This is a genomic window from Rhizobium sp. NPDC090275 (assembly GCF_044772225.1).
In the GTDB taxonomy this organism is placed as follows: domain Bacteria; phylum Pseudomonadota; class Alphaproteobacteria; order Rhizobiales; family Rhizobiaceae; genus Rhizobium.
Genome location: NZ_JBIVYL010000002.1, coordinates 185,229 through 191,228, shown reverse-complemented (window position 1 = coordinate 191,228; position 6,000 = coordinate 185,229). Strand labels below are relative to the sequence as shown.

Sequence of the window (6,000 nt, the reverse complement as noted above, 5' to 3'; positions counted from 1 at the left end):
CCCTTGATCAGGATCAGACCACGATCTTCGTCGGTCGAAACCACTTCAAGGTTCTGAGTCGTTACGCGCGTCTGGCCCATGTGACCAGCCATCTTCTTGTTCTTGAAAACCTTGCCCGGGTCCTGGCGCGAGCCGGTCGAACCGTGCGAGCGGTGCGAAACCGACACACCGTGCGTGGCGCGCAGACCGCCGAAGCCGTGACGCTTCATGGCGCCGGCAAAGCCCTTACCAATCGTCGTGCCGGTGACATCGACGAGCTGACCGGTGGCGAAGTGGCCAGCCTTGAGCTCGGTGCCGACGTCAAGCAGGTTGTCTTCCGAAACACGGAATTCAGCGAGCTTGGCCTTCGGCTCGACGTTGGCAATAGCGAAATTGCCGCGCATCGCCTTGGACGTGTTCTTGACCTTCGCCGTGCCAGCACCAAGCTGAACTGCGGCGTAGCCGTTCTTTTCTACTGTGCGCTGGGCTACGACCTGGCAGCCTTCCATACGCAGTACTGTTACCGGAACATGTTCGCCGGCGTCGTTATAGACGCGGGTCATGCCGACCTTCTGTGCAATCACACCTGAACGCATCGGTTCAATCCTTCCAACTCAGCTCGAGCTAGGCTCAGAGCTTGATCTCAACATCGACACCAGCGGCGAGATCGAGCTTCATCAGCGCGTCTACCGTCTGCGGTGTCGGGTCAACGATGTCGAGGAGGCGCTTATGCGGGCGCATCTCGAACTGCTCGCGGCTCTTCTTGGCGATGTGTGGGGACCGGTTTACCGTAAACTTCTCGATGCGAGTCGGAAGCGGAACGGGGCCCCGGACGCTTGCGCCGGTGCGCTTCGCCGTCGACACGATCTCGCGCGTCGAAGCGTCGAGAATGCGGTGATCGAACGCCTTCAGGCGAATGCGGATATTTTGGCCGTTCATTCGACGTTATCCTTGTGTTTGTTACTTACGCGCCCTTGTTCAAGGCACGGGTTGTTTTCTTCCCTAAAGGCGGACCACCGGTTTCAAAGATCGAGAGGGACGTCGGAAACCGGCATCCCTATCCAGTCTTCAGGCCTTTCGGCCACCTTTATGTTAGCTTCAGTCTGCCGCTTCGAAACAACGAAGCAGCGCGCAAACAGCGCTTGCGCGCCATGTGCCGTATTTCTTTGTAATAAGCAAGCGGCTAAAGCCACTTGCTTCATAATAATGTCATCGAAGCGGCCGTCCCTTGCGAGACGGCCGATCTCAATGATTACTCGATGATCGAGGCAACGATGCCAGCGCCGACGGTACGACCGCCTTCGCGGATAGCGAAGCGCAGCTTTTCTTCCATCGCGATCGGAACGATCAGCTCAACGGCAACCGTGACGTTGTCGCCAGGCATAACCATTTCCGTGCCTTCCGGCAGAGAAACGATGCCGGTCACGTCGGTCGTGCGGAAGTAGAACTGCGGACGGTAGTTCGTGAAGAACGGCGTATGACGGCCGCCTTCTTCCTTCGTCAGGATGTAGGCTTCAGCCATGAACTTCTTGTGCGGCTTGACAGAGCCCGGCTTGCACAGGATCTGACCACGCTCAACGCCGTCACGGTTAACACCGCGAACCAGAGCGCCGATGTTGTCGCCAGCCTGGCCCTGATCGAGCAGCTTGCGGAACATTTCAACGCCGGTAACCGTCGTCTTCGAGGTGGCGCGGATGCCGACGATTTCGACTTCTTCACCGACCTTGACGATGCCGCGCTCGACGCGACCGGTCACAACCGTACCACGACCCGAGATCGAGAACACGTCTTCGATCGGCATCAGGAACGGCTGGTCGATCGGACGCTCAGGCGTCGGGATGTAGGCGTCGACAGCGGCCATCAGTTCGCGAACGGCGTCTTCGCCGATCTTCTTGTCCGAATCGTTGAGAGCAGCAAGAGCCGAACCCTTGACGACAGGAACGTCGTCGCCCGGGAAGTCGTAGGACGACAGAAGTTCGCGAACTTCCATCTCGACGAGTTCGAGCAGTTCTGCGTCGTCGACCTGGTCGACCTTGTTGAGGAACACGACCAGAGCCGGAACGCCAACCTGACGAGCAAGCAGGATGTGCTCGCGGGTCTGCGGCATCGGGCCGTCAGCTGCCGAGCAAACCAGGATCGCGCCGTCCATCTGTGCGGCACCGGTGATCATGTTCTTGACGTAGTCGGCGTGGCCGGGGCAATCAACGTGGGCATAGTGACGGTTGGCCGTCTCGTACTCGACGTGTGCCGTCGAGATGGTGATGCCGCGTGCCTTTTCTTCCGGTGCTGCGTCGATCTGGTCGTACGCCTTGAACTCGCCGAAGTACTTGGTGATCGCTGCCGTCAGAGACGTCTTGCCGTGGTCAACGTGGCCGATCGTGCCGATGTTAACGTGCGGCTTGTTGCGCTCAAATTTGCTCTTTGCCATTTAGGCTCTCCATTCTTGCAAGTCCGCGAGGGACTTAATTCTTGTTATCGGTCAATTGGTATTCCGGTCACTTCTGACCGGAATACTTTGCCTGGATCTCGGTTGCGACGTTCGACGGGACCGGCGAGTAGTGATCGAAGGTCATCGTGTACTGTGCGCGGCCCTGCGACATGGAGCGCAGGTTGTCGACGTACTTGAACATGTTCGCCAGCGGAACGTTGGCGTTGATGACGATCGCGATGCCGCGCTGTTCCTGACCCTGGATCTGACCACGGCGGGAGTTCAGGTCACCGATGACGTCGCCGACGTAATCTTCCGGCGTTACGACTTCGACCTTCATCATCGGCTCGAGGAGCTGAGCGCCGGCCTTCTTGGCTGCTTCACGGAAGCAAGCACGCGAAGCGATTTCGAACGCGAGGACGGACGAGTCAACGTCGTGGAAGGCACCGTCAACGAGCGTCGCCTTGACGCCGAGCATCGGGAAGCCAGCCAGCGGACCGGAAGACAGAACGCTTTCGATACCCTTCTGAACGCCCGGGATGTATTCCTTCGGAACAGCACCGCCGACGATCTTGGATTCGAACTTGAAGTCGTCGCCTTCTGGGTTCGGTTCGAAGATGATCTTGACGCGCGCGAACTGACCGGTACCACCGGACTGCTTCTTGTGCGTGTAGTCTTCTTCGTGCTGACGCGTGATGGTTTCGCGGTAGGCAACCTGCGGAGCGCCGACGGTTGCTTCAACCTTGAATTCACGACGCATGCGGTCGACGAGAATGTCGAGGTGAAGTTCGCCCATGCCGGCGATGATGGTCTGACCGGATTCCTGGTCAGTCTTCACGCGGAAGGACGGGTCTTCAGCAGCCAGACGGTTGAGCGCGAGGCCCATCTTTTCCTGGTCGCCCTTGGTCTTCGGCTCGATCGCGATCTGGATGACCGGCTCGGGGAATTCCATGCGCTCGAGGATAACCGGCTTCAGCGGATCGCAGAGCGTATCGCCAGTGGTGGTTTCCTTGAGGCCGGCGAGAGCAACGATGTCGCCGGCGAAGGCTTCTTCGATGTCTTCACGCGAGTTCGAGTGCATCTGCAGCATGCGGCCGACGCGCTCGCGCTTGTCCTTGACCGTGTTCATGACCGACGCGCCCTTTTCGAGCTTGCCGGAGTAGATGCGAGCGAAGGTCAGCGAACCGACGAAGGGGTCGTTCATGATCTTGAACGCGAGCATGGAAAGCGGCTCGGCGTCGTCAGCATGACGTTCGATTTCGGCTTCGGTCTTGAAGTCAATGCCCTTGATCGCCGGAATGTCGAGCGGCGACGGCAGGTAGTCGACAACGGCGTCGAGCAGCGGCTGAACGCCCTTGTTCTTGAAGGCAGTGCCGCAGAACATCGGGTGGAACTTGACGTCGATCGTGCCGCGACGGACGAGCGCGCGGATCTGGTCGTTGTCGGGCATGGTGCCTTCGAGGTAGGCTTCCATCGCGGCTTCGTCGATCTCGACAACGGTCTCGATCAGCTTTTCGCGATATTCAGCAGCCTTTTCCTTCAGGTCGTCAGGGATTTCGACGACGTCCCACTGAGCGCCGAGCGACTCGTCGCGCCAGATGAGAGCGTTCATCTCGATCAGGTCGACAACGCCCTTGAAGTCGCTTTCTGCGCCGATCGGGAGCTGCATGACGACTGCGGTGGCGCCGAGACGGGTCTTGATCATTTCTACCGAGCGGTAGAAGTCAGCACCGGTCTTGTCCATCTTGTTGCAGAAGATCATACGCGGAACGTTGTACTTCTCAGCCTGACGCCAGACGGTTTCCGTCTGCGGCTCTACGCCTGCGTTAGCGTCGAGAAGGGCAACAGCACCGTCGAGAACGCGCAGCGAACGCTCGACTTCGATGGTGAAGTCGACGTGGCCGGGAGTGTCGATGATGTTGAAGCGACGCATCTTGCCGTCGCGACCCTTCCAGAAGGTCGTGGTCGCAGCGGACGTGATCGTGATGCCACGCTCCTGCTCCTGCTCCATCCAGTCCATCGTGGCGGCGCCATCGTGCACTTCGCCGATCTTGTGCGACTTTCCGGTGTAGTAAAGGATACGCTCGGTCGTCGTCGTCTTGCCGGCGTCGATGTGCGCCATGATACCGAAATTACGGTAGTCTTCGATTTTATATTCGCGAGCCATAATGGACTGCCTTTCGGGAACCGTTCGGGATTACCAGCGATAATGCGAGAACGCACGGTTGGCATCAGCCATCTTGTGCGTGTCTTCGCGCTTCTTGACGGCGCTACCACGGTTGTTGGATGCATCGAGAAGTTCGCCGGAAAGGCGATCGACCATCGTCGTCTCATTGCGCTTGCGAGCGGCAGTGATCAGCCAGCGAATTGCGAGGGCCTGGCGACGCTCAGGGCGAACATCGACCGGAACCTGGTACGTAGCACCACCAACGCGGCGCGAACGGACTTCTACGTGCGGAGCAATGTTGTCGAGGGCGGCGTGGAAAACAACCAGCGGCTCCTGCTTCGACTTGTTCTGCACGGAGTCAAATGCGCCGTAAACAATGCTTTCAGCGACGGACTTCTTGCCGTCAAGCATGATTGCATTCATGAACTTGGTGACGATGAGATCGCCGAACTTGGGGTCCGGGTTGATCTCGCGCTTTTCTGCTCTGTGACGTCTGGACATACTTCTCGTCTCTTAACCGTTAAGGCGCTTTATCACGCGGAGGACCTCACGCAGCGCCGAATTTACAAAAAGTCCGAATTACTTCGGACGCTTCGCACCGTACTTCGAGCGGCGCTGCTTGCGGTTCTTGACACCCTGGGTATCGAGAACGCCGCGGATGATGTGGTAACGAACACCCGGCAAGTCCTTCACGCGGCCGCCACGGATCATGACGACAGAGTGTTCCTGCAGGTTGTGACCTTCGCCAGGAATGTAGCCGATGACTTCGAAGCCATTGGTCAGACGGATCTTGGCAACCTTACGGAGAGCCGAGTTCGGCTTCTTCGGGGTCGTGGTGTAGACGCGGGTGCAAACACCACGCTTCTGCGGGTTTTCCTGCAGAGCAGGAACCTTGTTACGCTTTACGTTTGGCTGGCGCGGCTTGCGGATCAGCTGGTTTACGGTAGGCATTCAACCATCCCTTACGTTTAAATCTCAAACCCTTGCGGGCGTAACTCACGCCGTCTCCGGCAAGATCACACGCCTGTCTCAATGCGCAAAACGTGGCCCGATCTGTTTTCGCAGATGGACCACAAAGAGCAGAGGACGCAAAAGAAATGCGTCATGCGTGCAGGCAACATATCTTCAACGTGCGTTTCGAACCTTGTTTGAGGTGATATCGAGGGCGTGTCGCCCCAGATGGCCATGCCTCACATGGGTTCCGATGGCGCGGGTACTACTGGTTTCCCGTCGTCTCGTCAAGGCTGTTAACAAATAATCTTCCCGAGAAGGCCTTGAAACGCGGCCTTTTGGCCCTCGCTTGGACCTTTTAGACAAAATCGCGTGCGGTGGCCAAGATAAACTTGGGCATTGCAGCGAAAGCGGCTAAGGAATCAGAGATTGCAGAGGCCAAGTGCCTGAAATGAGATTCAAATCTCGAATCGAA

General features: G+C 58.1%; 6 protein-coding genes. All 6 read right to left on the bottom strand.

Translation table 11 applies throughout. From position 1 onward, the window contains the following. Positions 1-575, bottom strand: a 575-nt coding sequence (gene rplC / locus ACIQUB_RS05085; RefSeq protein ID WP_402928801.1) for a 50S ribosomal protein L3, incomplete at its 3' end; no start/stop codon positions are given. 34 nt (positions 576-609) lie between these two features. Continuing rightward, a complete protein-coding gene (rpsJ, locus tag ACIQUB_RS05080; protein ID WP_402928799.1) occupies positions 610-918 on the bottom strand; it encodes a 30S ribosomal protein S10 in 309 nt (102 codons plus the stop codon). A 313-nt stretch (positions 919-1,231) separates the two neighbouring features. Beyond that, positions 1,232-2,407 (bottom strand): elongation factor Tu, encoded by a 1,176-nt coding sequence (tuf, locus tag ACIQUB_RS05075; protein ID WP_111561256.1) that lies wholly within the window; start codon positions 2,405-2,407, stop codon positions 1,232-1,234. Between the two features lie 67 nt (positions 2,408-2,474). Beyond that, entirely contained in the window at positions 2,475-4,574 is a 2,100-nt protein-coding gene (gene fusA / locus ACIQUB_RS05070) for an elongation factor G (protein WP_112945139.1), read from the bottom strand. Between the two features lie 30 nt (positions 4,575-4,604). Beyond that, a complete protein-coding gene (rpsG, locus tag ACIQUB_RS05065; RefSeq protein ID WP_018902682.1) occupies positions 4,605-5,075 on the bottom strand; it encodes a 30S ribosomal protein S7 in 471 nt (156 codons plus the stop codon). 78 nt (positions 5,076-5,153) lie between these two features. Next, the gene (rpsL, locus tag ACIQUB_RS05060) at positions 5,154-5,525 is read right to left on the bottom strand and encodes a 30S ribosomal protein S12 (protein WP_018902683.1); all 372 of its coding nucleotides are present in this window, start codon (positions 5,523-5,525) and stop codon (positions 5,154-5,156) included. Between the last annotated feature and the right edge of the window lie 475 nt (positions 5,526-6,000).

Coding starts and splice junctions, on each gene's coding strand:
- rpsJ (WP_402928799.1), bottom strand. CDS start 918: ATGAACGGCCAAAATATCCGCATTCGCCTGAAGGCGTTCGATCACCGC.
- tuf (WP_111561256.1), bottom strand. CDS start 2,407: ATGGCAAAGAGCAAATTTGAGCGCAACAAGCCGCACGTTAACATCGGC.
- fusA (WP_112945139.1), bottom strand. CDS start 4,574: ATGGCTCGCGAATATAAAATCGAAGACTACCGTAATTTCGGTATCATG.
- rpsG (WP_018902682.1), bottom strand. CDS start 5,075: ATGTCCAGACGTCACAGAGCAGAAAAGCGCGAGATCAACCCGGACCCC.
- rpsL (WP_018902683.1), bottom strand. CDS start 5,525: ATGCCTACCGTAAACCAGCTGATCCGCAAGCCGCGCCAGCCAAACGTA.